General features: G+C 46.3%; 15 protein-coding genes and 1 tRNA gene. 12 read left to right on the top strand and 4 right to left on the bottom strand.

From position 1 onward, the window contains the following. Positions 1-51: 51 nt before the first annotated feature. Positions 52-501: a hypothetical protein gene (locus LDN30_RS09545; RefSeq protein WP_223929351.1), complete on the bottom strand. Its 450-nt coding sequence runs from the start codon at positions 499-501 to the stop codon at positions 52-54. Positions 502-1,082: 581 nt separating this feature from the next. On the opposite strand from LDN30_RS09545, the gene LDN30_RS09540 reads away from it, so the two are divergent. From LDN30_RS09540 to LDN30_RS09530, 3 genes are all read left to right on the top strand, one after another. Then, on the top strand, positions 1,083-6,800 hold the full coding sequence (locus LDN30_RS09540; RefSeq protein WP_223929350.1) for a hypothetical protein: 5,718 nt from the start codon (positions 1,083-1,085) through the stop codon (positions 6,798-6,800). Between the two features lie 13 nt (positions 6,801-6,813). After that, the gene (locus LDN30_RS09535; protein ID WP_223929349.1) at positions 6,814-7,059 is read left to right on the top strand and encodes a hypothetical protein; all 246 of its coding nucleotides are present in this window, start codon (positions 6,814-6,816) and stop codon (positions 7,057-7,059) included. 878 nt (positions 7,060-7,937) lie between these two features. Continuing rightward, positions 7,938-8,246, top strand: coding sequence for a hypothetical protein (locus tag LDN30_RS09530; RefSeq protein WP_223929348.1), 309 nt, complete (start codon positions 7,938-7,940; stop codon positions 8,244-8,246). Positions 8,247-8,408: 162 nt separating this feature from the next. On the opposite strand, the gene LDN30_RS09525 is transcribed toward LDN30_RS09530, so the two are convergent. Next, positions 8,409-10,154 (bottom strand): tetratricopeptide repeat protein, encoded by a 1,746-nt coding sequence (locus tag LDN30_RS09525; RefSeq protein WP_223929347.1) that lies wholly within the window; start codon positions 10,152-10,154, stop codon positions 8,409-8,411. A 281-nt stretch (positions 10,155-10,435) separates the two neighbouring features. On the opposite strand from LDN30_RS09525, the gene LDN30_RS09520 reads away from it, so the two are divergent. Next, positions 10,436-10,852 carry a hypothetical protein gene (locus tag LDN30_RS09520; RefSeq protein ID WP_223929346.1) on the top strand — a complete coding sequence of 139 codons (417 nt, stop codon included), beginning with the start codon at positions 10,436-10,438 and terminating at the stop codon, positions 10,850-10,852. A gap of 217 nt (positions 10,853-11,069) precedes the next feature. Here LDN30_RS09520 and LDN30_RS09515 read toward each other — a convergent pair whose 3' ends face one another. Next, positions 11,070-12,215 carry an ISAs1 family transposase gene (locus LDN30_RS09515; protein ID WP_223927195.1) on the bottom strand — a complete coding sequence of 382 codons (1,146 nt, stop codon included), beginning with the start codon at positions 12,213-12,215 and terminating at the stop codon, positions 11,070-11,072. Between the two features lie 52 nt (positions 12,216-12,267). Here LDN30_RS09515 and LDN30_RS09510 point away from each other — a divergent pair, with 52 nt between their 5' ends. The 5 genes from LDN30_RS09510 to LDN30_RS09490 all read left to right on the top strand — a co-directional run bounded on the left by LDN30_RS09510 (position 12,268) and on the right by LDN30_RS09490 (position 21,801). Next, a complete protein-coding gene (locus LDN30_RS09510; protein WP_223929345.1) occupies positions 12,268-12,417 on the top strand; it encodes a hypothetical protein in 150 nt (49 codons plus the stop codon). 346 nt (positions 12,418-12,763) lie between these two features. Further along, positions 12,764-13,600 (top strand): hypothetical protein, encoded by an 837-nt coding sequence (locus tag LDN30_RS09505; RefSeq protein ID WP_223929344.1) that lies wholly within the window; start codon positions 12,764-12,766, stop codon positions 13,598-13,600. Beyond that, positions 13,597-20,523 (top strand): RHS repeat domain-containing protein, encoded by a 6,927-nt coding sequence (locus tag LDN30_RS09500; RefSeq protein ID WP_223929343.1) that lies wholly within the window; start codon positions 13,597-13,599, stop codon positions 20,521-20,523. The genes LDN30_RS09505 and LDN30_RS09500 overlap by 4 nt, the downstream gene beginning before the upstream one ends. Beyond that, positions 20,510-21,088: a hypothetical protein gene (locus LDN30_RS09495; protein WP_223929342.1), complete on the top strand. Its 579-nt coding sequence runs from the start codon at positions 20,510-20,512 to the stop codon at positions 21,086-21,088. The genes LDN30_RS09500 and LDN30_RS09495 overlap by 14 nt, the downstream gene beginning before the upstream one ends. 20 nt (positions 21,089-21,108) lie before the next feature. Beyond that, complete coding sequence (locus LDN30_RS09490) at positions 21,109-21,801, top strand: hypothetical protein (RefSeq protein WP_223929341.1); 693 nt, start codon at positions 21,109-21,111, stop codon at positions 21,799-21,801. A gap of 81 nt (positions 21,802-21,882) precedes the next feature. Here LDN30_RS09490 and LDN30_RS09485 read toward each other — a convergent pair. Further along, positions 21,883-21,953, bottom strand: a tRNA-Gln gene (locus tag LDN30_RS09485). 220 nt (positions 21,954-22,173) lie between these two features. On the opposite strand from LDN30_RS09485, the gene rsfS reads away from it, so the two are divergent. Genes rsfS through LDN30_RS09470 form a run of 3 tightly spaced genes read left to right on the top strand, consistent with a single transcriptional unit; the run spans position 22,174 to position 25,411 of the window. Then, positions 22,174-22,533: a ribosome silencing factor gene (gene rsfS, locus LDN30_RS09480; protein WP_223926405.1), complete on the top strand. Its 360-nt coding sequence runs from the start codon at positions 22,174-22,176 to the stop codon at positions 22,531-22,533. Positions 22,534-22,544: 11 nt separating this feature from the next. After that, positions 22,545-24,563 (top strand): ATP-dependent zinc metalloprotease FtsH, encoded by a 2,019-nt coding sequence (ftsH, locus tag LDN30_RS09475; protein WP_223929340.1) that lies wholly within the window; start codon positions 22,545-22,547, stop codon positions 24,561-24,563. Next, a complete protein-coding gene (locus LDN30_RS09470) occupies positions 24,560-25,411 on the top strand; it encodes a phosphatidate cytidylyltransferase (protein WP_223926403.1) in 852 nt (283 codons plus the stop codon). The genes ftsH and LDN30_RS09470 overlap by 4 nt, the downstream gene beginning before the upstream one ends. The last annotated feature ends 21 nt before the right edge of the window (positions 25,412-25,432 follow it).

Here is a 25,432-nt window from a genome sequence, read left to right as displayed (position 1 = left end):
GCTAATTTTCGTGCAAAGGTACTGCAAACGAGTGGAATAGCAAAAGAAAGATCAAACTTTCTTTTCTACGGCGGCTGAGTGCTGCAATGCGGCATACATCCAAGTAGGGGTGGGGTTTATCCCCACCCTCAAGAAATGACACAACCGCTGAAAAATATCAAGAATTAGAGAATTATTACTCATGTAAGTTGGTAGGACGGGGATAAACCCCGTCCTGGCGGATGTGTGCAACACTTTGGTTATCAATGGATTATCAAAGTGGTTGCAGCACTCGGCCACCGTAGGGGTGGGGTTTATCCCCACCCTCGCTGCTGCGGTGTATTTGCTTCGTATCTTGCTCGTTGTCGGTAGGACGGGGATAAACCCCATCCCTACGGCGGATGTGTGCAACACTTTGGCTATAAATGGATTATCAAAGTGATCCCTTATTCTACCCTCCTTTCTACCCTGTGAAAATTTGGAATCGGAAAAATTATGTTGTACCTTTGCATCAAAATTCATCTTAGACTACGTTTCACTAAAATATAATTTAAATTTGTGCGAGGATGATCTCATGCGGGATTCGCAGAATTCGCAGATTTAACAACGGACATATACTATAGTCGTTTACAGGGGTGGTAGGCTGGGGTATGGACTGTCTGAAGACAACGGCGTATATAATGATGTGCCCGTGGCTTGATAAGAGCACGTGAAGATTACTTGTAAAATTATGGGTATTAATGTTAAAATATTTGACTTATATCCCGATTTTTGGAAGAAAATTCTTAATTGTTCGTTCTCGTTGTTGTTCACATGATTTATTTTTTGTGGCATAACGAATTATACGGTGATTCAGAACGCATTGTACATCGATATTAATAAAATGTGCCCAAAAACACTTTTTCTCCCAAAATATTTCAGTTTCTCCACCATTTTTTCTAAAAAATATCTATATTTGCACAAACAAACGACTGAGTATGTTAACAATACTGTCTCGGATATAAAGTTTTTTCATCGTGCAAGAGTGACGCGATGCTTTCGAACCTGTTCAGCTACACAAAAACGAATCAATTAAATAACATAAATATAAGCATTTTGTGCCTATGAGCCAATATTCTATTAAGAAATGTTGGGTGCTGCTTTTGCTTCAGCTCTTCGTGTTCGTACAAGGAGTCATGGCTGAGGACACCAAGCAGACCCCAACAATTACGTTTACGCCTTCTGCTCCTACTGCCACGGTGGGGCAGGAGACCTTTGTCACACCTACGGTACAGATAACCGTGGGGGGGGCACGTGCCCGCAAGTTCTTCCGCGTTAGTTATAAGATTGAAGGCGGTTCCTATCTCAAAGCCGAGGATGGGAAAACCGATGTCGTCGACAACCTGAATCATAAGTATTGGGTTGACGATAAGACCGGTACGACCGTAAACGAATTTACCGGTATCGTAAAGATTGGCAGTAAGGGAACCGGTAACGTGAAAGTTACTGCCACTGCAACACCTTCTGACCTTTATAAAGATAAGTATAACATCGGTACGGGCTTTTATACCCTTACTGTTAATGCTCCTACCAACTTCGTCGTCCATGCTTCGGCTGAGGGCGATGCACTGACGGATGGAGGGCTGCTGAAGGTCATCGTTGCCAAAGTAATACAAAATCAATGGGCTCCACAGAATACTAAAGTTGTCTGCGATCCTATCGACATTGACCCTCTGACGGTCACCTATGCCATTGGCGATAAGACTATTGATGCAACATCATACTTCGACATCAATAATCCGACTTTCTCCATTACTGGCGACAATGCCGGTAAGATAAAAATAACACCGGTGTGGGTTGACAAGGATGGTAAAGAGACGACGGATAAAGACGAAAATAAGGTCAAGGTCGCCAGATTTTCTATATCCTCGGAAAGTACGGATAACATCGACGAAATACCCGTCACCATGACGGTAAAGACGAACAATGCCGGAAACACGGTCTTTGGCGGAGAGAAGAGTGTAACCTTGTCGTTTAAGGTCATGGTGAAATACTATGATACGACCAATAACAAAGAGAAGATTAAGACATATCTCGTGTTCCCTACGAGGATGATTGAAAAATATAAATTCCCGTATCATACCGATCCTCTGCCACAACAGCCTAAAGTCTATGATGCTGATGGCAATGATGTGACGAAATACTATACATTCTCCGCTTGGCAGACTTTCGAGGCCAAGAAGTCTTATAGATACAGTAATAATCCTTTGGATAAGGGTAATAACCTCAAAAATGCTGACGGTTATACACTTCCAGGTGATGGCTTCCCTGATTATACGAAAGATTATATCGGCGATGTCAAGTATGGTATGAATTTGTATGATGGAAATCCTACGAATAAGGCAAATGAGGCATCCTGGCCTGATGATTATGTTGTTACGGTTACAGCAGCGAAGAAGCGGTCTTATGACGACTATAATATTGCCAATATCTATGAAGATAAACCGGAGATAACCGCTCGCCCTGGTGGCATGGAAGCTGAGGACGTGCATGGAGTGTTCTATGATGTTAACCCTAAAGACTGTTATACTGTTCAGCCCGGCGAGTATGTTGTCAGGGTTCATAAGCGTGCTCCGCAGATAAAGATTATACCAGACCCGTCTACGGTGAAGGTCGCTCAGAATTATGTCATGACGAACCTGAATCGCTTTGAAGTTAAAGCACCTTTCGTTCCACAAGACGGCATTGCAGGTGAGGAGGACTCCCTCAGTTATGAGGGTAATGGCGCTGATACATACTGGTATGGGTTCTTCGTACCGGATAAATATAAATATACTAAAGGCGAGACCCTTAAAGATAAACAGGTAAAGATTGATGTACAGGAAGTCGGTTCGATGAAGGATAAAATATTGTCAAACCTTAAGATTCAGATTCCTGTCTATGATGAAAATGGCAAACAGAAGGTAACCGATGGCCGTCCGGAGTATGAGCTTGCTAATGGAACTATGTATATTAGTACAAAAGGCTATGGTAACGATTATTGGAAAGTCGTTTTCCGGGGTACTGGTCACATTCCTGTGTTCTACTATGTTTTCCCATGGAATCATGTGAAGTGGGACCGCAGCTCGTACAGCGTCAGCATGTTCAATTTAGTAGAAAGTGAGCCTGTAACGCTGAAGGTCGACCCTGCATCGTATACCATCCGCAAAGGCGATACCTCGCCAAAACCGCATGTGTGGGTTGAGGATCAGTTCGGTAAGGACATCAGCCGGTTCTATGATTTTAAGTGGGACGTCACAAAAAATGGTGACAGCGGCAATCCTATTATCAAGTTTAATGAAGATACTCACACCAGCTTAGGAGAAAATCTCGGAACGGCAACAATCTCGATATCTGCAAAGAGAAAGGCAGAGGACGATGATGTGTGGAAGAATGATACTATCTCCTATGGCGTGTTCGAGGATCCTTCTGAATCGGTTACGCATCAGGTTGTTGTCACCGACGGCAGAAAGCTCTATGAAGTTATCTACGACGACAGCTACTATCTGAAGAAGGATGGCAATATCGTCTACGATAATGCTGTTAACGATGACGGCAGCGACGACAAGCATCCTATCCCGTACCGTAAACATGCTTGGACAAGTAAGATGGGTAAGTTGCACTTTATCAACGATGGTGATGACTATGCTACGAAGGAGGTCGAGTTCGCTACTGGACAGTTTGAGGATGAGCAGACCCCTGGTCTTAATATCACCTTTGGTAATGGCGCAGATACCCCTTGGAAGATAATGCTTTCACCGTATGCGAAGGATCAGGCAGCCGCCTATGACGGCATTTTCGACCCTCACGGTGGTATTGTGGTGAAAGCCAATGCGGCAATGTTCGGCAAATCGGAAACCGAAACCAAAACCGAAAATCTCGTTGAGATGCCGGATGTAGACCATAGAGTGCTCGTCAGCGGCGGATGCCTGCAACTCAATCCTACCACCAACGGATTCCTGCAGATTGACGGTAATTATGGAACCAAGGAAGACCCTGTAACCTACTATCTTGCTGATGTTACCGACGGTGTGACATCGGAAGATGGAGGCCTTCTTATCGACCAGGTTACGCGCCCGAGCGACGTCGGCACAGACCCCGTGGCTGATGGAACGTATTCCTCGACAGATGCGGCGATAGACAAACCGAAGCTCATGGAGTCGGACGGTATCATGTACGGCGATCTGAGGTTCCGTTATGCCCTTATGCAGGGACATACCTACTATCTTTTCTCCAGTGCAAACACGTTTATTCTCCACGGACTGACATTCCAACCGGCTTATGTCGTTATGCGTGAGGATAATAACTCCGCGCACAAGGCATCACTTTTTGCCGATAACGGGTTCTCTGGCGACCTGCCGATGGTGACCAAGAAAAAAGAGGATAAGGTAACCTTCTCTCGCACGTGGGATGACGATGAATGGAAGAATTCTTATACACCTGAAGGCGGTTCGGCTGCTAAGGCCAATAATGCGCTGATAGTCAAGAACGGTTATCAGTTTATCGGTAAGACATATACAACGTCGAAACGTGTACGTGTGCGTGCTTCAGTGAAGGGTATCAACCGCACAAATGAGACTGAAACAGACGGTACGCCGAAGCAACTCGGTCAGGTGGAGCGCGCTCCATATATTGATGTGGCTATCGTCGGAATACCAGTGTTCAAGGTTGGTGCCGACTTTACCGGTGAGGATCCTGGTACAAGGGTCTCGACGACGAACTTCGTTACCCGGATGTGGATGACGTTCGGCGGATGGGAACCCACCGACCAGACTACGTATCCATACTATAACAAGATGGACCCGACCAAAGAAAAGCTTAGTGACGCTTGGCGAGCCGTTGGCGAAATCGACTCGGTGGGTATGAACAACGCCACTATCGACGGATTCAAATATAACACCAACGCCACCAACAACCCTGTTGATGAAAACGGATATGCATGGAAGTATAACCTTGCAAGTGGCAATACTCCAAACACTTTCAACCTGCCTGTCCGCGGTGGATATGTGAAGTTTGAGCCTGAGGAGAGCGGAACGCTGATGGTGTATGTCCTGCAGAACGGACTGACCGATATCGTGCAGAACTCGGGAAGAAAAATGGAAAACCAGCCTAACGAGTTGCGTCGACGCGCAATGTATATCGTTGATGAGACCGGTAAACCTGTAGACTTCGTTTCTGGAAAGGGTGAGAACACTATCTGGGGTAGCAGCGCCGGCAAGGATATGTCGGATGCATTCTCGGATAATGAAAACGCCAGTTCGCCGGACTGGGACTATATGACTGAAGGACTCCTACGCTGCAATTACGAAAATAATCCGTCAGGCAAGGACTTCAACTTCGATAAGCGTTGGAAGGGCAGTTATGCCAAGGGCGTTGATGACCCAGATTTCATAGCCGATAAGAAAACTGTGGAAGATGCATGGAAAAAGATAAAGGTTGGTGATGTAGAGCCTGTCATTCGCCTGAAAGACGGTTCGTTCGTTGTTCCGACAAAGGCATTTGTCAGATACACCTTCAAGGTTAAAGCCGGAAAGACCTATTACGTGTGGGCATCGGGCTCGAAGCTGAATTTCTGCGGTTATGCCTTTGAGCCGGTAGGATTCATGAAGAGGACGGCCGACAACCACTGGCCTGCCATCGATCAGGAGAATCAAACGGCTAATAGTAAGTCGCTTGAGGCGGCTCGAGCCGAGTTGCCAAAGCCTAATGATGATATCTATAACCATGGCGGCAGCGGCAATGGTGCCGGTTTTGCCGACCAAACCATCTATGAGGGTGGAAAAGGCAAGGATACAGAGAACACGAATATGATTTCGGACAGTAATGCTGATAATTATAAAAAAGCAGTAGCTGATGCCGAGGTTAACTTCGTCGATGTCACCCTCAACCGTTCTTTCAAGAATGATGAGTGGACAAGTATCTGTCTGCCGTTCTCGGTGAGCCAGACACAGGTGAAGAAAGTCTTTGGTGAAAATGCGCAAGTGATAACATTCGACTCGGTGATGACGAAACATACGGAAGTCACCAACTTCGATGGCACTGAAACGGCTGAGGTTGAGGCACGCACGGCCCATTTCACCCGTCATGTCAATCAACTCATTGAGGCCGGTCGACCATATTTTATCAGACCGGAGTTCAGTGACAACAATGAGCATGAATCTGTCACATTTAATAATGTATCGTTTGAGGCTGTGCAACCTATGGATATCGTCTGTACAAACGAGCAGGCCGTCAAGGACTCGCTTGCCGCAGCAGCCAAGCTCAATAGCAGTACTCTGACGGAGTCGGATAAGGCATACTATGAGAATCTGAAGAAGGAGAAGGCTATCTTCACCTTTGCGTTCAAGGGTATCTATGACCGTACACAGATTCCATGGTTCAGCTATGTGATGGGAACGAAGAAAGATGCGAATACGCCGGAGGATAATGGCAATGGCCTATGGAGAGTGGTGCCGGAATCGCTTACCGGTGGTGACATCAGTAAGACGGAAAAGCCTTATCTCAAAGGCTTCCGCGCTTATCTCTATCCCTATTCCGACTACAACGGTACGCTGCTGCAAACCACATCGGCAAAGGAGGACCTCTCGTCCTATTGGCTGACAGGAGCAGAGGTGTGCGGCGACTCCTATGGCGGCGGTACGACCGGCATAGAACAGCTTGTGGAGGCTGTGAACACCATGATGACTGCTGGACATAAGGGCGTTTACAACCTTCAGGGGCAGATGGTCAGAAGCAGTAATGACCTTAGCGGTCTGCCTGCCGGAACGTATATTATGAATGGTGAAAAGTATCTGATAAAATAAGGAGGAAAGTGATATGAAAAAGAAATATGTAAAACCGACCTCAGAGTTGATTCAGGTACACCATGAGGGTAACCTTCTCAATTTTACACTCCAAGGGAAAGCGAACAACTGGCTGAAAAACGAGGATATGAAGACACAAAGGCCCAGTAGTGACTGGAATTATGGTGCTCCGGCCACAAAAGGTGAAATCTTTGTTAAGCCTGGGGATGATATCGATATCGGCTCAAAGGTTAATCCTTGGGCTTCATGGGATGAATGACCGTTCGTTGAGAATCGTTCTTGTTTTAGCTTAGTCCGAAGAACGACCAAATAAACCTTTCCGTCCCTGCCTTGGCGAAAATCCAAGACAGGGACGGTGTTATTGAATGGCTGTACCATCACCCGGTGCTCACGAGCACCTAAGTTTATGCCCGATAAGGTTAAACTGCGGTTCTACACCCCTTTCTATCCCTCTTTCTACCCTCCTTTCTACCCTGTGAAAATTTGGAATCGGGTGGAATATGTTGTACCTTTGCAGACAGCGATTCAGTAAATCATCATACTAACCAGAGGAAGGATAATCCACGCAGAAATTGTAGATTTTAGAGGGCTGGGATGCGAACTCTCTTCTGACAAAAACTAAATAAAACCACTTGCGCTTGCAAGGGCTGTGCCCATTGTTTCTTCTCCGTTGCCGGCTTGTTCCGAAGCAAGCTTCGGCAAGCCGGCAACGGAGAAGAAACAGCCTTCGTGCCTCAGGCTTGCAACCGCAAGAAAAACCTGCAAAACCGCTGATGCCGCAAAATATAACCATGAGATTAGGTTAAGTTTGTGGCCGTCCGAACCTACGAATAAACGATAGTCGGTCGTGGCGGATAGCAGGGTAAATTGCCGTCCAAGAAATAAGGAATTCGGTCTGGCGACCGACCGGACGGTCATAAAGCCGCCCCTGCAAAGGGATCATTAACGCACATCCACGGCCCAACGAATCTGTGTGATCTGTAAGCGATGTAATGCACGAATAAATCAGCGGGAGGGTAATCTCTCGCAGATAGTGCAGACTCCGCCGATAAATTGGTTCAATGGATAGAGGCAAATGGACGCCTGCGTGGATGCGGATTGGTGGGGTGGGGTGCTAAAGAATATGGCACAACGAATATGTGCACAAAAGTAAAGCCCCAGCCTGTCAATTCTGTTCCCAAAGTATCATCTGATGGCAGAAACAAGGCAGTCAAATCTTATGACGGAAATAGAGCACTAAAGCAGAATACGGTAAAGACAGTCTTGCCTAACGATGCATTCATGACTGCTGCAGACATTTTATGGCGGACTGCCGCTGCTTCCAAGGCAAAGAAGCCAAAGGAGACTCAGGTCTGGCTTGATAACGACCTCTACCGTAAGATAGAGATGCTCAACATCAAGCATGGCAAGCCAGTGCCGACAAGCACGTTATCAATGCAATCTTGAAATTATTCATTGAAAGCAATAAGGTATAGACTAAATCAGTGCTTACGGCGTAAATCTAATTGAAAGACCAGTCCCAATTATGCGACTGGTCTTTCCATGCGCCTTAAAAACAAATTAACTCTTCTTTTTTGGGGAAAGTTCAAGGGATATGACGGCTGTCCATTATTGTTCACTCGCCCAGCTGAACTTCTTGCTCCATCGCCAAACCGTAACGTGAGGGATATTGGTTATGTTCTGAATCTGCGGTTTGGTGAGTCCTATGCGCATGAGATAGCACAATTGTATTTGCTGCTCGGTAAAATTACCAAGTTTCTGCACTATTAATTTCTTGAAGTCCGGATACAGTTCGTCTACAGCATGGTAAAGTTGCCGCCATTCCGATGCGGACAGTTTCTTTGAGCCGTCGGCAGATTGGCGTACGGCATAGATTACATCATCGGCATTTACCTCGAACTCCGTCTTATGAAGCAGTCTGATAATAGCCTCATGCTGGTCGAGCTTTTCTGAAAGTGCTACCTCGCTTTCCTTTAATCTGACTTTGGATTCTGCCAACTCTTCATTTACTTCTGCAAGCTTTTCTTTTACGCTGTCTAGCTCCGAGCTTGCATCATGAAGAGACAGCCGTGAATGTTCCAATTCACGAACCTTTATGTCAATCTCGCTTTGCAATGAGTTCCTGTCATTTTTTAAAGAATCCAGTTCCCTAGTTAGTGCCATCGTCTTTTTGAGATTCTTGTTTCTCAAGAAGATATGTATAGCTATTGCAGTTACGACTATTAGTAAGATTGCAATAAGCAAGATTACAAGCAGGTAATGATACTTTGTCACCTTTTCCCTGGCAAGTTCTTCCTTGTGCTTATCATAGTGGTACATGAACTGGTTGTTGACAGTTGCCGCCATTTCCTGGCGCTTGCCCAAATCTAGGGAATCGCTTGCGTTTACATACACCCTCGCGTATTTAATAGCCTCTTGTGTGTTTTTCAGGCTGTCATAAATTTCGAAAAGAAACTTTGAAGCATCGTAAATATTATCTTCCTTCATCGGCATTGATATGACATGCCTATAGCAGGAGATAGCAGAATCCTCTTCTCCCTTCATTTGAAAATATTCACCAAGGGAAAGATAGTCTGATGCATTCAATTCGGATGGTTTTACATGTTCTTTCATGAGATTATAACAAGATGTAGCACCCGCCTTCTCTCCAAGATGTGAGAGACATAACAAAAGGGAAGGCATCCAGTCCTTGTCATAATCATTATGAAGACGTATGAATTTTTCTGCTTCTACAAATTCATATATGGCCTGACTAGTACTGTCCATGTATGAATACGACAGTCCCAGGTGCATAATCGCATCAAGGCTCATATTATTTATCTTATGGGACAACTCGTATTCCTTTTTTGCATATGCCAGTCCGTTTGTGTAATCTTGAACGGAGAAGAACAGAGAATGAAGGTTAGAGTATGCATTCCTCAACATAAGCGAGTCGCATTTGTCAGAGAATGTCGCAATTTCTACCGACTTAAGGAAGTTCTCTATTGCGCGCGGGGCATCCCGAAGGTCTCTATACACGCTGCCATTGTAGTAGTACGCCTCCTGCTTCTCTGCTTCTGACCCATGTTTTGCGAAGTATGCAGTTACCTGTCTTGACATTATATCTGAAGTCGGGACAACGTATGCCTTGTCATTTATCCGTAGTAGTAGGAGGTCATATTTCATCCTTGTGTGTTCATCTGCTTTTTCTACTTCTACCCTTATTGAATCCATCATGGCAAATGCCAGCGTTTGGTTTGTATCGCCGACTTTCTTTATCTGTTCCATCTTATAGGTGAGGTGATTATCCATATTACAGGAGAAGAAGGCTTGCATGACAAGTGCTATAATAATTATGGCTAGGATTTTCTTCATATTTATAGATTAATATTCGTGGCAAAGATACAATATTTTATTCTATTATTTCATAGTTAATCGTTCCAACTCGTTTCACTCACAAAAAAAATCACAAAATAGACTATAATCTTTTACGATTTCTCTATCACTCTGATTATCAATTGTTAATATACTATTTACAAAACATAAATTGAATAAAACGCATAAGTGGAACGACTTGGAACGACTTTTACTTGGATTTTCATATTGAAAGATTTAACTTTGCGGCAGTCAATACTAACTTTAATTGATTTTCTCCAATGACAAAGAACTTAAAACTTATCGCACTTTTAATGCTGATGTTATTGCCGTTATCCTTACATGCCGGTATATCAGAGAAACCTTCTTTTGATAATTTAGTCAAGATTCAATTGACTTGTATTTCTTCCCCAGGTCCAAGTCTTCCCATCAGCATCACCAATAAACCGTCAAGGATGCCCTCACTAAACAGTTGTCCTGTCAATCTATACTGTAATCTGTCGGGGAACACTCTTGTCTTTTCAAGTGAAGGGGTTGCGTTTACGTATACTCTGTTAAATGATGACGAAGTTATTTCAAGCGGACAGTCTTTTGGACAGGAAAACTTTACAGTATCCGTTCCGACCATAGCAGAGGGAAGCCTGACCATAAGGATTGAAGTCGGATCGTTGATTTATGAGGGGAATATTGATATGTAATTCTTATAAAGGAAGATGAATCGGATTAAAAGTCTCTTAATCGCTTACGGTTCTTTCATTTAAATTTAGACTGACATGGCATGATTGTTGCTCAGTCTCCGCTTTACCGCAGAAATGCTATTTGTAGTAAAGGTCTGATGACCAATGGATAAAGTATCCCCTACCCAAGCTGGATGTAGCTTAGGGCTTATTATATATCCCTCAAAATTAACGACCTCTACAGACTGAGAAGAGAAATAGCATAGGCCAAGCTGTTCTTGGCGTAAGATGCAATGGCTGAGAACTTGACTTTAAAGAGTTCTTTCCTCTTTCTGATGGTCTCTGGCAGGTGCTTTTTGGAGGCTATGGTGTAGATGATATAAACAAGCTTCTGGATCGAGTCCAAGTTTCTGGCCGACTTTGTTTCTTTTCTCTTTGTGCGGTCCTGGCGCATTCTTGCATCCAGCGTCCAATGGAGATTGTTCTCGATTCCCCAGTGCATGCGGCTGATTCGATCCAAAGTCTGTGCCCTTTCTTCCAAACTGGTTATATAGTACCTCGTCTGTTTTTGTTCCGTTCCGCTTTTCTTTTCAATCGTATGCGTGTCTATGGCAATCACAGCCTTGACATTGAGGAATTTTTCAAGCGCCTTGATACCGGATATGTCTGAATATACACGGCATCGGCGTTGGTACAGCCTCCCGTGGGCAAGTTCCCACTCCGTCTTCCATTCGTCGTTAGGATGCAGCGTAGGCACAGCGTCCTCTACCGACCATCTTGCTGCTTTCTGGTTGGCTTTCAGCGCAATAAGATAGTCAGCTCCCTTCCCGACGATGCCTTTGATGATAGAACTTTGGCACGACATGGCATCCGCAGTTATAACGCATCCATTCATGTAGTCAGCCCGCTCTATGATTTTGGGCACAGCCTTTATCTCATTGCTTTTCACCTCACACATTTCAGTGTCAAGCGGCAACCGGTCGGTCACGCTGAAAGCAGTCACAACATCAGGAGAGCGTCCGTCGCCAATTTCCGTACCCCGCATGAACTTGCCGTCAATTGCGATATGCCGTCTGTTTGTTCCATCATGCTCCGACATGTATTTTCGTGACAATGCCGAAACCAAAGAAGCCAAAGTAACGTCGTCAATCCCATCTTCCATCCTGCAAAGTGTGGGTTCTGACGGACATCCCTTAGCAAGAATGCCAAGGCGGTCTTGCAAGTAGCTCAAATGGACCGTTCCAAAGGTCACAATGTCTTTGCGGGTCTCGCAGCCGCATACCCTGGCCAAAATAACCAGTAGAAGCATGTCGGACAACTTGTGCTTACAGTTGCCTTTGTTCATCCTCCGATAATCTGGTACTGAGTTGATAAAATTTAACAAATCTCGGATCAGCAAATGCGGTTTTTCAACCGCCAGACTCTTAATCCCTTCTATGGAAGAAAAAGTTCCATACGAGATGATAAAAGTGCGTAATTATTTGGTTATTAGTGAATTATTTTGTACCTTTGTAGCGCAAAAAGAAGAGGGGGCATATAGTGCATTAATCTCACAAATACACCAAACCCCCTCTTCAAAAGTATAAAAATTATGACAGAAGGTATTAAGAGCTTGGCGGTTGAAAAACCGCCTTCGGGCGTTTATGCCTGCCGCCACATTCATTTAAATGGATTACATTGTGACATATTGTCTTCTATGCCGAGTTAAATGAAAGAGCCCTTTTAATCGCTTTATTCGCTATAACGCTGTCATCAAATGCACAGGGATGCTTTCTAAGTAAGGCGGAGAATCTCTTGTGTGATTCAGATGTATTGTCCGTTATGCCAATGCCATATTTCTATACCGAGAAAAGTAGCAGTAATTCGACTTGGGATTTTTCCGATTTGATGACAACAGGGCAAAACCTTAATATCTGGTTGCAAAAGGATTCTTTGGACAGACATTTGGTACTTACCAGTAACGATATAACATACTATGATTTAAGCGGTGATACGTTATTCATCGTACACGTAGAAAATCCACTTAGCAAGATAACTTATGACCATCCGATATTGTCCATAAAGTATCCATTCGCCTACGGCGATTCTATATCTGTTCCTTTTAGTGGATATGGTGTCTATTGCGGCGACCATCCATTCCGCGAGCAGGGTATGTCGATGGTCATGGCGGATGCCGCAGGAAGCATTGTCCTTGGCGAGGACACGATTCAGAACGTCCTCCGCGTTTACACCCGGATGTCTTATTCGGTTTGTATGGACATAGACAGTGCCGCACTAGACTCGGCACGGCTCAAGCAAATCATCGAGGAACGTTACGACTGGTATGCACGCGGCTACCGCTATCCCCTTTTCACCACCGTTACAAGCACGAGCTATGACGATGCGGCTCCCATCGGCACGACACGGTCGGCATGGGGCATGCCGCCGGACAGCCAGAGGTTTCAGGCGGACTCCTGCAATGAGGACATCCGCCGAAAAGATTCCATAGCCATTGCAGAGAAGGCCAAGGCAAATGATGACATAATCCATTACACCGTGTCGCAGAACGGCAATCAGATAACGGTTAATTACTCCCTCGACGGGAGCGCCGATGTTTCGGCACTTGTCTCAGACGTTATGGGCGTGGTCTACAGGCAATGTCGGCAGAACAACGATAAAGGCGACGGTTATTCGCTCTGCATAGACTGCAACGGCCTTCGCCGTGGCAAGTACATCCTATATGTTAATGTCAACGGCAAAGTTTATAACGAGAAAATAACGGTACTATGAAGAACATATTACTCCTGATCATATTGCTAACCTCATTCTGCAATGTCAGCCTTGCTGATAATGCGGGAGCCGTCATAAATACTGACAGCCTCTCACAGGATTCTCTGCCTGTGGCGGCAAGGCGTGCCGCAAGTGCCGATGACCCGTACGGCGTACAGATGCCGAAGTTCCCGTACCGTTCGCCTGAAGCGGCTGCATTCCTCAGATACGGGCAATACCAGACGGACGAATACACGGGCGTACCCGACATCAGCATCCCGCTTTACGAGCTTAAGGACGGAGACATAGACATTCCGATTGCCGTTACATATGATGCGTCCGGCATAAAGGTCGCCCAGGAGGCGACATGGGTCGGACTGGGTTGGAATCTCAATGCCGGTGGCTGCATAACGCTCATCCCTTCGGGGCAGGTCGATTACAACAATGGTAATGGAAGCTGGGAAGACTATTCAAAGTTGTTCAATTCAAAAATCAACATTCACGGCGATTCCACCTGCTTTGACTTCACAAATGGCTATATACCTGACGGCTACACCTACAGCTATACTAATTATTATACGGAGGTGTTGGAAGACTTGAAGGGTGGTCTTGGCGAGCGCGACATCTTTTCCGCCAGCGTGATGGGCAAGCATTTCATGTTCTTCTACAACCCGTTTACGTCAAGTTTCGAGCCTATCGGAAAAGTTCCTGAGAGATTCACCATAAGGGCAGAGAATATCAAGAACGGTACCGTCCACGGCAGGAGCCACGACATCAACATCAACGAGCTGACTGCATTCACCATCAAGGATTTGGAAGGCTTTACATATTATTTCTCCAATAAAGAAATCACCCATGAGCCTGGAAAGGATTATCCTTCTGCGTGGAACCTTACAGAGCTTACATCCCCCAAGGGCAACAAGGCGTATTTTGAATACACAGACTTTCTGCGTATCCCACTTATCGGACACCTCAGCGAGCAGTATATGTTCATTACACATCCAAATAACGCCTCGGAAGAAGGTCTTGAATATGGCACTTCCTCACTACAAACGGGTTATTTGCGTGATTATATTGCAGGCGCCTTCTCCATAGACAAGTCATACCTCAAGCGTATATCTACCAACAACATAACTGTAGACTTCAAATGCAGCCGGGACAAAAGGCAGGACATGCCCGGCGCGGCAAGGCTGGACTCGTTCACCGCAAAGGACAACATCACTGGACGACAGCTGGCATCGTGGGATTTCGCCTATTCCTATTTCATCGGCAGCAACATCGGCGGCGACTATACCCAGACAGGTACAATAGGCATGGCGCAGAGCGAGAACCTTTATTCTGTCAGCGACAGCAAGAGGCTGCGCCTGCGCCTTGACGAGATAAGGAACACGCTCGCCCCGGATAACGTACAAACCACGTCGTTTGCTTACAACGGCACATACCTTCCGTTGAAGACATCCTTCGCCACGGATTTCTGGGGATACTACAACGGCAGTGAGAACAGGAACAAGAACGAGCACATCACCGGATACCGCACTTCCATTCCAGACGGCCCTATGATGTACATGTGCGGCAACATAACACAGCGCAACGACAATGTCAGCGGTTTCAAAGGTGCCAACCGCTTTGCCGACGGGCGGCTCATGCAGGCCGCAACCCTTTCATCCATCAATTACCCCACAGGCGGCAGGACGACATTCAATTACGAGCCGAACACCTTCGGCCTGGTATCGGGACAGATATTCCCCGAATCTCATGAGATAGAAAAGACCGGACTTTCCGGTTCCATCTACGCATATACGGTAACCGACTCGGCGGACAACCCGGGCGGAGCATTTGTCATAGACCGTAATTCGACGGAACCGCATTTTCCTCCGTGTGTAATTCTGGTGCGGCTGGACTACACGGGACATTACAGGTTCAACATATCATTCAGCGGCGACACAAAGCACGACCTGTGGTCGCTACAGGATAACGGCGCCTCGGTTAGCATTCACTCGCATGTGGACGGTACATCGTACACCTACACCCCGGACAATGCTGTTGGTATGAACGAAAGCCTGGACAAGGCATCGTCTGTTAGTAAGGATATAATTCTGTTCCTGAGGAAGGGATGGTACACTATGACCGCCGCCCTTCCCGACTCATGCGGGGAAAACAGCTCGTGTTCCGCATCTGCAAGTCTGACAGCTGCATTTTCACGTGATGACATAGTCGACAAGGACAATCAGGGATTAACCTGGGACTGTTCTACAGGCGGCGGACTGAGGATTGCATCCATATCGAGCTATGCGTCAGCAAATGACAGTGTCCCGGCATCGAAAACTACATTTGATTACAAAGGCGGGCGGCTTCTCATCCCAGAATGTTTTGGGGAGTTCTGGCAGAAGGCTACATTCTTGCATGGCGGTTTTACACGTGAGGACAGGGACGACCTGTACGGAGGGTATACGCTTTCCAATTCGTCCCTTGCCTTCGTAGGAGGCTTTTCAAGCGGCATTACACCGGGACTGGTAGGTTATGACCGTGTAGCAAGGAAAGAATATGACGGTAATGGCAGATTACTGAAGACGACCGTCAGCACGTTCGGCAACAAACCGGCGGAAAGGGTATTGGTAGGACTATATCAATTTAAAGACTACGGCAACGGCGAGTTGCTTACGCAGACTGTCATTAACGGCAACGACACCCTGCAGGCGACGGTGAATACGTATATGCATGAGAAGAAGCCGTTTACATGCAACATACACCTTGTGGACCGCTCCATAAACGACCACTGTCTCATGCAGCATCGGACAAGTGACGGATTCGCCAGATATTACTCGGTTGTTTATTCCTACTATCGCATATGGAACCGCCTGGCGAAGAGTGTAACGACAAGCTACGAGAATAACGGCAAGGTATCAGTAACGCACGAGTATGCCTATAACGAAAGGAACTACAAGGTCTGCACTGACAAATACGACTCAAGCGAGAATGGAAAGTCCTTTGCGACGACATACAAATATCCGTGCGACTTTGATGACGACGATGTCTTCAAGAATATGACCGCCGACAATGTCGTATCTCCCGTTGTGGAACAGGCACTTAGCTGCAACGGAAGCGAGCTCAGGCGGATAAGGACAACCTATGGATTCACCAATGTTAGGAATGACGGAAGACTCTACTTTCCGTCAGAAGTATATACGGCATTGAATGGAGGAACACTTTCGAAAAGGCTCGTATACAGTGATTACGACAGCAGGCTCAATCCGCGCAGCTTCGTCAAGGACGGAACGGAAAAGGCGGCATGGTTATGGTCATACGATCACAGCTACCCTGTAGCGGAGATACATGGCATGACCTATGCTGAGGTTGCAGGTGTCGTCGGCAGTAGCGTGCTGGAAGTCCTGTCGCAGAAGACCCCGAATGCCTCAGACCTCCTGTCAGTGAGTGACAAACTGCAATCGTCTGGCAGGCAGGTGGTAATGACATGCTACCTCTATCAGCCTGGCGTAGGAATCAGCTGGACAATGGCCCCAAACGGCTGCAAGGCCACGTTTCAGTATGACGGGCAGAACCGCCTGTCAGCAGCTTACGATAACGATGGCAAACTGACGGCGGACTATAAGTACAAATACGGCAACGGCGACAATCACATACAGACCGGTAACATCCTGGATGCTGACGCCAGTTTGAGAATCAACTCGTTGCAATATTTCGACGGACTGGGCAGACCCATACAAACGTCTTCCAACGGCATTGGCGGCAATGGACTGTATGTCTCAACTGTACAAGGCTATCAAGGATTTGAGCGGACAGGAAGGCAATGGCTGCCGGTCGTTGATAAGGCGACGCCACATCAAGTGTGGAACAGCGATAATGATTTGGCGAGCCTTTCCGAAAACACCTACAAAGAAGAGAGCTACACCTATTCCGACAACTCTTACGACGCACTCGACAGGGTAACAAATACCACAACTCCGGGCGAGGCTTGGCATGCCGCAGGCAAGGCCGTAACGAAGGAATATGTCACCAACGGCATGAATGATGTCCGGCTCTATACCGCACCGATGGACGGTCAGAACCATCTTGTCAAGTCCGGTTATTATGAGCCATGCCAGCTGCTCGGAGAAACGACCACCGACGAGGACGGGCATTCGCTTACTGTATATACTGACAAACTTGGCAGGAAAGTCCTCGAACGCAGAGGCAGTGATGATGGCAACAACGATACATACTTTGTCTACAATGACCTCGGGCAATTGCGCTTCGTCCTCTCGCCCGAATATCAAAATGACCAGCATAAGGCAATATATGGCTATGAATATCGTTATGATAACAGGGGCAATGTAGCGAAGAAGATTCTGCCCCAGTGCGAGTACATCCAGTACTGGTACGACACTGCCGACAGGCTCATCTTTATGCAGGACGGACGAATGAGAATGAAAGGCCTATACCGATTCTACCTTTACGACAACCTCTCAAGGGTTGTCGTGGAGGGAACATGCTCGTCATGCAATCGTGGCGGTGCTGTAGCACATACCACCTTCAACGCCTCGAATGAGGGATTCCTTGGAACGGGTTATACGTTTGACCATAACCTTAACTTGGAGAATCCTAAGTTGGAGATTGTCAATTACTATGACAATTACGAATTCCTTAACCTGTCGGTTTTCAAGGACAATGTGGCATTGAAGAGATCCTCTTGCCCGACAAGTGCCACTAATGCATCCGGTCTTTCTACGGGAAGTATCACATCGACAAACAGGGATGACTTACTCCTAAGTGCCTTATATTACGATATAAAGGGGCATGTGACGGAATCTCACCGCACTTTGCCCGGCGATGCCTTGCTCGTAACGAAGAACTCATATACATTTACTGGCAACACCGACAGCACTACGCAAGTGCTTTACAAGGGGGACAGGAGTTACAAGTCACTCACGCACAACTCTTACAATCCACACAACAACAAGCTGTCGGCAGTCGCATTGTCTCTAGATGGCAGTCCTTCCCAGAACATCAGGTCGATAATCTACGACGATCTCGGCAGAATCAATTCCGTCAATCATAGTAGTCATGGCAATTCAAACTCCCTCCCCTTCGGAGAAAACCAGGGAGAGGTTTACACTTACAACCTCCACGGCTGGATAACCGACATCATTGGCAAGAACTTCGAGGAACACCTGACATATAATGCCGGCAATCAGGGAACACCATATTATAATGGCAACATCAGCACGCAGCAATGGAAGAATGGTGACGAGACGAAACTCCGTGGCTACAAGTTTACATACGACAAGCTGAACCGCATTACGAATGCACTTTACGGTGAAGGTTCTGCATTCAGCACTAATGCGAACCGCTATAACGAGCGCATCACCGGCTATACAGCGAACGGAGCGATAACGGGAATTATCCGAAATGGATTAAAGCAGGATGGACATTACGGAGCTATTGACAGCCTTAACATTACTTTAAATGGCAACCAACTGGCATCAATCGAAGAGAAAGCCGCTCCGGTCCTCCGTGCAGGCAGCTTTGACTTCCGCAAGGTCACCCCTCCTTCGGAGGGGCAGGGGGAGGTCGAGTATCTTTATGACCAGAACGGCGCGCTCATAAAGGACAGTAACCGTGGAATAACCAACATTGAATACGACCTTCGCAACAATCCTGTGTGCATAACTTTCTCTGACAACAGTAAGACAGAATACGTCTATACAGCCACTGGCGAGAAGTTGCGCACAATCCACATAAAATCACTTTACAATACAACTGTTTCGCCATTGAAGCCAATGCCGAAAGTGCAATCGGTAGCTGTAAACTCCGGTACAGGATTCTCCAATCCGACAATCATACCGAAGGACGTGCTGTCCAAGGATTCCACCGACTATATTGAGAATTTCGTTTTCGAGAACGGCAAGCCGTCGAAATATCTTTTCGCAGGCGGCTTCTATTCCTATCCTGTCTACGCTGGCAACGGACATTCATTCTTAGGAGGAACTGGTGAAGGTCTTTACTTCTATCTTACCGACCACCTTGGCAACAACCGTGTAGTTGTAGACTCGAACGACTCCATTGTTCAGTCTGTCCACTATTATCCATTCGGTGCCGTTTATGCCGATGCTGGCAAGAACCCCGACTTCCAGAAGTACAAGTACACAGGTAAAGAGCTCGACCTTACCCACGGCCTCAACACCTACGACCATGGCGCCCGTCAGAACTACTCCTTCCTCGGCGTGTGGGATAGAGTCGACCCGTTGGCTGAGAAATATTATAACATCAGTACTTATGCAGTATGTGCAAATAATCCTACATGTTTTTATGATTTAAATGGCGAAGTAATAGACACTACTGGTTTGTTTGGCAATGATTTATTATCGTATAATACCATGATAGAAGGATTAAGAAATAGTAGTAAGTTATTCGATAAATTATATCAAACCCTTCAAAGCAGTGAAAAAGTAATAAAAGTAGAATACGTTGATAATCTATCCAATGAAGGAAATGATATTGATGGCTGCTTCTATCCAGATTCTTGGACTATTAATTTTAATCGTAATAGTTCTGATATGCCTTCATCTGTACCTACTGAAGAATTTTTCCACGCATTTCAACAAATTAACATTAATTATTACCAAAACAAAGATTTTAACAGAGAATTTGAGGCCAAAGTCTTTGATATTTGTGTTGGATTGGAAGGAGTGGGATTCGGCAATATCAACGGCATGGATGAATTTAAAACCAGATTAGAAAAGTTTACCTATGGTAATGGGGATATTCCTATTACCCCCGAAAACTCGCAATCACCGGCTTTTATTAAAGATTATAATAGTTCATGTATAAAATGGGCAAATTACAATATTAGAAATAGCTATGGTAACGAGTATTACAGAAGCCTGATAACTTCTATTCCATATTCATTACAGACCATATTAAAATATGCTTATGAAAAGAATTAACATATTCCTTCTTGTGCTTTTTATGGCATTGTTTGCCTCTGCTCAGAATTCTGTCTTAGGTATAGGAGACACCTGTAATATTTATAATAGTAAAAAATTAACCAAAGGTCTCTTTGAGAGTTTAGGGGATTCTGTGGTCTTTAAGTTATTAGATATTTATCAATATCATGATAGCCCATATTATTTTAATATACCTTTTACCTGCGAAATAAATTCAAGGGGAAGAATTCATTCCATATCACTAATTAATCGAGGAAAAATTGCTAATAAGGTCATATCACAAAAAGAATTATTAAAACTAAAAAAATATTTGAATCAAAAAAAAACGTGTTTTAAAGTATGCTATATATATGATCCATATGACAAAGAAAACATTTTATCTTTAGAAGATTTGAATAATAAATTTAAACGAAATAAATATATAAACATAATTGTTTATTTTCCTTCATTATTATTACGTGATTACAAAGGAGATTCAAGATCTTTAAATGAGAAGTTTCTTTATTTAAAATCCCTTATTATAAAAGGAAATAACGATTTCCTTGATTCAATGACAACAGACTGATTTATATGAAGGACGGACGCATGAGAGAAAAAGGTCTATACCGCTTCTACCTTTACGACAAGCTGTCACGGGTTGCCGTCGAGGGCACATGCACGTCATGCAACCGCGGAAGGAATGTGACACGCACGACTCTTGACACAAGACAGAGCGGATTCTTCGGAACGGGATACATCATCGGGCATGACCTCCGATTGGAGAATCCGAAGCTCGAAGTTGTCAACTACTATGACAATTACGATTACCTTAGTCTCCTCTTGGCAAAAACAAACCATGGGCTTGATTGGCAACAGCAGATAGCCAGTGGTACGAATACGACGGGACTTGTTACCGGTACATACTCTGTTGCAAGCGATGACTCTCCACTCCTTGATGTCTTCTTCTATAATGCAAAGGGACAAGTCATTCAAAGCTATCGTGTCTTGTCAGAGAACTCCTTTCTAAAGCAGAACACCAGATACACATTTACCGGCAAACAGGAGAATGTGTCGCAGCTTCTGTTCAAGAATGGACGGGGCTATACTACAGAAACGGTCAATAGCTACAACAAGCATAACGACCAGTTGGAGTCAACATCTCTGTCCGTCAATGGCACGCAAAAGAAGGGCCTATGCTATGAGAACTTTTCAAATAGCCGATTAGGGCGTAATTCTCCATTTCAAAAATTTATTTTTTCATGGTCGTTGAAATATAGGAAAATTCTGATTATAGAATGATTATCACGCCAAAAATACGCCAAAAATGTATAAAGTAAAAAGCCAAGCATCTGATAATCAGATGTTTGGCTTTTAAATCAGTTGGGATACCCGGATTCGAACCAGGAATGACAGGACCAGAATCTGTAGTGTTACCATTACACCATATCCCAATGTTTTTGCAATCGGAATTTGTATTTCCTTGTTTGCGAGTGCAAAGGTACTGCTTTTTCCTGAACTACCAAAGAAAAATCCAAGTTTTTTTATAAAAAAAGCAAATTATTCATTGTGGATTGCTTTTTTCTCGCTTTTTACACTACCTTTGCAATGTAAATAACAGTGTAAACTCCGTGATTGCCATTCCGTTGGATTGGCGGTTATCAAAATGTTTTTATGAACACAACAGAAAGATTAGTAGATAGTATAATTAAAGGAATACAGGACAAGAAAGGTAGTGGAATAGTCGTCGCCGATGTTTCGGGCATTGACGGTACGATATGTAAGGACTTTATCATCTGCCAGGGCAACTCGCCGCAGCAGGTAGAGGCCATAGCCGGTTCGGTGAGCGACTACGTCAGGGAGACGATGGGTGAGAAGCCCGTGAACTGCGTCGGTCTCGACAATGCCGTATGGGTGGCAATGGATTATGTCGACGTGCTCGTGCATGTCTTCGTGCCAGAGACGCGGGCATACTACGACCTGGAGCATCTCTGGGAGGACGCGAAACTGAAACAGATTCCTGACATTAATTAGACAATATATTTATGCCAAATACAAACAACGAGAACCAGCCGAAGATGCCAAAGTTCAATATGAACTGGATTTATCTCTTCGTCATCATCGGCTTGGGATTGATTTTCTTCGCCGGCGGTAAGAACGGGATTATGAGTTCGTCGGTGAATGTGGAGAGAGATTATACCACCTTTATTAATTATGTGAACAAGGGGTATGCCTCCAACGTAGAGATAAACAAGGATGAGAGTACCCTGAAGATGTATGTGCGTCCGGAGCACCAGCGTGAGGTCTTCGGTGGCGGCAACCTCGGTCAGAATCCTTACGTGAAGGTGGACATCGGATCTATCGACAACCTTGAGAACTTCCTCAACCAGGCTGTGCAGCAGAAGAAGATTGCCGGTTTCAGCTACGACAACAACGACTCGAGTCTGCTCACGCAGATCCTCGTCAACGTGTTGCCCTGGGTGATTATCATCTTTGTGTGGATATGGATTATGCGCCGTTTCAGTGGCGGTGGCAGTGGCAGCGGCGGCATCTTCAGTGTCGGCAAGTCGAAGGCCAAGCTCTACGAGAAGTCGCAGGCCGTCGGCGTGACATTCAAGGATGTGGCCGGTCAGGAAGGGGCTAAGCAGGAGGTGCAGGAGATTGTCGACTTCCTGAAGAATCCTAAGAAATATACCGCACTTGGAGGAAAGATTCCAAAGGGAGCACTCCTCATTGGTCCTCCTGGAACGGGTAAGACCCTGTTGGCCAAGGCTGTGGCCGGTGAGGCCGGTGTGCCGTTCTTCTCGATGAGCGGTTCCGACTTCGTAGAGATGTTCGTTGGCGTGGGAGCCAGCCGGGTGCGTGACGTGTTCCGTCAGGCTAAGGAAAAGGCTCCGTGCATAATCTTCATCGACGAGATTGACGCCGTGGGACGTGCCCGCTCAAAGAATCCCGCCATGGGCGGCAATGACGAGCGTGAGAACACCCTCAACGCCCTGCTCACCGAGATGGACGGCTTCGGTACAAACTCCGGAGTCATCGTTTTAGCAGCCACCAACCGTGCCGACATGCTCGACAAGGCCCTGCTGCGCGCAGGACGTTTCGACCGCCAGATACATGTCGACCTGCCCGACCTCGCCGAGCGCAAGGCTATCCTGCAGGTGCACCTGCGTCCGCTGAAGTACGACAAGAACCTCGACGTGGACTTCCTGGCACGGCAGACACCGGGATTCTCGGGTGCCGATATAGCTAATATGTGTAACGAGGCTGCCCTCATTGCGGCCCGTCATAATAAGAAAGAGGTGTCGTCGCAGGACTTCCTCGATGCCGTCGACCGTATCATCGGTGGTCTGGAGAAGAAGACTAAGGTGATGACGGAGGCAGAGAAGCGCGCCATAGCCATCCACGAGGCCGGTCATGCCACGGTGAGCTGGTTCTGCAAACATGCCAACCCGTTAGTGAAGGTGACGATAGTGCCGCGTGGTCAAGCCCTCGGTGCTGCCTGGTACCTGCCGGAGGAACGAGTCATCACGACAAAGGAGGAGATGCTCGACGAGATGTGCTCACTGCTCGGAGGACGCGCAGCGGAGGATCTGTTCGTGGGACAGATATCGACGGGAGCGATGAACGACCTCGAGCGTGCCACGAAGAGTGCTTACGGTATGATTGCATACGCCGGTATGAGCGACAAGCTGCCGAATATATGCTACTATAACAACCAGGACTACTCGTTCCAGAAACCCTATTCGGAGTCGACGGCAAAGGTCATGGACAGCGAGGTGCTGAAGATGATAAACGAAGAGTATGACCGTGCGAAGGAGATTCTCTCAGAGCACAAGGAAGGTCATAATGCCCTGGCGAAACTGCTCTTCGAGAAGGAGGTGATATACACTAAGGACGTTGAGGACATTCTCGGCAAGCGTCCTTACAAGAGCCGCTCGGAGGAGATATTGGAAGAAAACGAGAAAGCCAGTGAGGCTCCGAAACTCGAGGACCAGAGTGACGAGGTGAAGAAGGCCCAGGCTGAGTTTGACAAGAAACAACAAGAACAAGAGGAGAAATGAAGAATCTTATTACACGCACTATAACGGGCGTGCTGTATGTGGCTATAATGGTCGCCGGCATGATGCGCCCTGACACCATCATCCTGCTGTTTGCCCTGATAACGGCCTTGACGATGTGGGAATATTGTGGACTCGTAAATAATATCGAGGGTGTGCGTGTGAACCAGCTTATCTCCACCATCGCCGCAACCTACTTCGTGGCAGCGGTGGCCTTGTGGCGTGTGGGGATGATCGACTTCAGGGTGTTTATCCCGTATATTCTCACGATAGTCTATCTGTTTGTGGAGGAACTGTATCTGAAACAGCAGAATCCTGTCAACGACTGGGCTTACACGATGCTCGGGCAGATGTATGTGGCGTTGCCCATGGCGCTTGTGTTCTTCCTGGCTTTTCAGGTCGATGCTATGAGTCAGCCGTCGTTCGAGATGCTTATCCCGCTGTGTCTGTTCGTATTCCTGTGGGTCAACGACAGCGGTGCCTACTGTGTGGGGTCGCTGTTGGGAAAGCATAAGCTCTTCCCGCGTATCAGCCCCGGAAAGTCGTGGGAAGGCAGTATCGGCGGTGGCATCCTCGTGCTCATCGTGGCCGGTATCATCGGCTGGCTGGCCAACAGAAATCCGTCGAGTCCGCATCTGCTGAGTATAGGGCAGTGGATAGGTTTCGGACTCGTCGTTGTGATCTTCGGTACCCTCGGCGACCTTGTGGAGAGTCTTTTCAAGCGTACGCTCGGCATCAAGGACAGTGGCAATCTGCTGCCCGGCCACGGTGGTATGCTCGACCGCTTTGACTCGTCGCTGATGGCTATCCCCGCCGCCGTCATATACCTCTACACGCTGACGATGGTGTAGGGATATGTGACGGACGAAAGC

The sequence above is a fragment of the Prevotella lacticifex genome, assembly GCF_019973375.1.
GTDB lineage: Bacteria > Bacteroidota > Bacteroidia > Bacteroidales > Bacteroidaceae > Prevotella > Prevotella lacticifex.
The sequence above is the reverse complement of the archived record's forward strand: the minus strand, read 5'-3'. Positions and strand labels throughout refer to the sequence as shown.

Coding starts and splice junctions, on each gene's coding strand:
- LDN30_RS09545 (WP_223929351.1), bottom strand. CDS start 501: ATGAATTTTGATGCAAAGGTACAACATAATTTTTCCGATTCCAAATTT.
- LDN30_RS09540 (WP_223929350.1), top strand. CDS start 1,083: ATGAGCCAATATTCTATTAAGAAATGTTGGGTGCTGCTTTTGCTTCAG.
- LDN30_RS09535 (WP_223929349.1), top strand. CDS start 6,814: ATGAAAAAGAAATATGTAAAACCGACCTCAGAGTTGATTCAGGTACAC.
- LDN30_RS09530 (WP_223929348.1), top strand. CDS start 7,938: ATGTGCACAAAAGTAAAGCCCCAGCCTGTCAATTCTGTTCCCAAAGTA.
- LDN30_RS09525 (WP_223929347.1), bottom strand. CDS start 10,154: ATGAAGAAAATCCTAGCCATAATTATTATAGCACTTGTCATGCAAGCC.
- LDN30_RS09520 (WP_223929346.1), top strand. CDS start 10,436: ATGACAAAGAACTTAAAACTTATCGCACTTTTAATGCTGATGTTATTG.
- LDN30_RS09510 (WP_223929345.1), top strand. CDS start 12,268: ATGGAAGAAAAAGTTCCATACGAGATGATAAAAGTGCGTAATTATTTG.
- LDN30_RS09500 (WP_223929343.1), top strand. CDS start 13,597: ATGAAGAACATATTACTCCTGATCATATTGCTAACCTCATTCTGCAAT.
- LDN30_RS09495 (WP_223929342.1), top strand. CDS start 20,510: ATGAAAAGAATTAACATATTCCTTCTTGTGCTTTTTATGGCATTGTTT.
- LDN30_RS09490 (WP_223929341.1), top strand. CDS start 21,109: ATGAGAGAAAAAGGTCTATACCGCTTCTACCTTTACGACAAGCTGTCA.
- rsfS (WP_223926405.1), top strand. CDS start 22,174: ATGAACACAACAGAAAGATTAGTAGATAGTATAATTAAAGGAATACAG.
- ftsH (WP_223929340.1), top strand. CDS start 22,545: ATGCCAAATACAAACAACGAGAACCAGCCGAAGATGCCAAAGTTCAAT.
- LDN30_RS09470 (WP_223926403.1), top strand. CDS start 24,560: ATGAAGAATCTTATTACACGCACTATAACGGGCGTGCTGTATGTGGCT.